Annotated in this window: 1 protein-coding gene; it reads right to left on the reverse strand. The window is 43.7% G+C overall.

The window, feature by feature from the left end; genetic code table 11:
- Positions 1-42: 42 nt before the first annotated feature.
- Positions 43-639: a DUF2057 domain-containing protein gene (locus tag R7E78_RS27320; RefSeq protein ID WP_005453993.1), complete on the reverse strand. Its 597-nt coding sequence runs from the start codon at positions 637-639 to the stop codon at positions 43-45.
- Positions 640-661: the final 22 nt, after the last annotated feature.

Raw genomic sequence — 661 nt, forward strand, 5'->3', positions numbered from 1 at the left:
TAGGTACTGCCCTCTTATTTACTGTTTAAGTGCGAGACGAAATTACTTCAGGTTACGCATCGCCCATTGCATGAACTCTTGTTGCTCTTCACGGCTGAGTTCATTGAACGACTCTTTCAATGTTTTCGTCACCGCAGGAGATTGCGCGATACTGCTCTTAGTCGCTTGTTTGTTCATTGCGTTGTTGTAGTCGGCCACTTCTCGCTCGTAATCACGAAAACCTTGCAAACCACCTTTACGGAGCTGAACCATAGAGAAATCCACTTCTTTTCCGTTTTTATCCTTTAGTACCACTTTCGGATCGAGTTCGAAGGCTTTCGCTTCTTCAATGGTGCGGAAGGTTTTGTAAGTCAGAGAAAGTTCAGCATCTTTTTCTGCATCAAACTCTAATAAAAGAGGCTGCGAATCAAACTTACGGCGCTTTCCATCTTCAAACACAATTTGACCAACAGTCACCGCTAACTGGTTTTCACCGTCTTTTAGCTCGATGCTGTTATTGTCAGAGATCCACTCAGGGTAAACGAACTCACCGTTAATAACGCGAGGCACTAATTCCTTTTGCAGAGTCAACTGAGCAGCGAAGGCAGGCGCAGAAAGGATTGCGCAAATTCCAAGAAGTGTCGTTGTTTTTTTCATCATGGTTTCTCACTTTATACCAATT

The sequence above is a fragment of the Vibrio sp. YT-19(2023) genome (assembly GCF_033337395.1).

Excerpts from the sequence above, each read along its gene's own strand:
- R7E78_RS27320 (WP_005453993.1), bottom strand. The coding sequence starts at position 639 with ATGATGAAAAAAACAACGACACTTCTTGGAATTTGCGCAATCCTTTCT.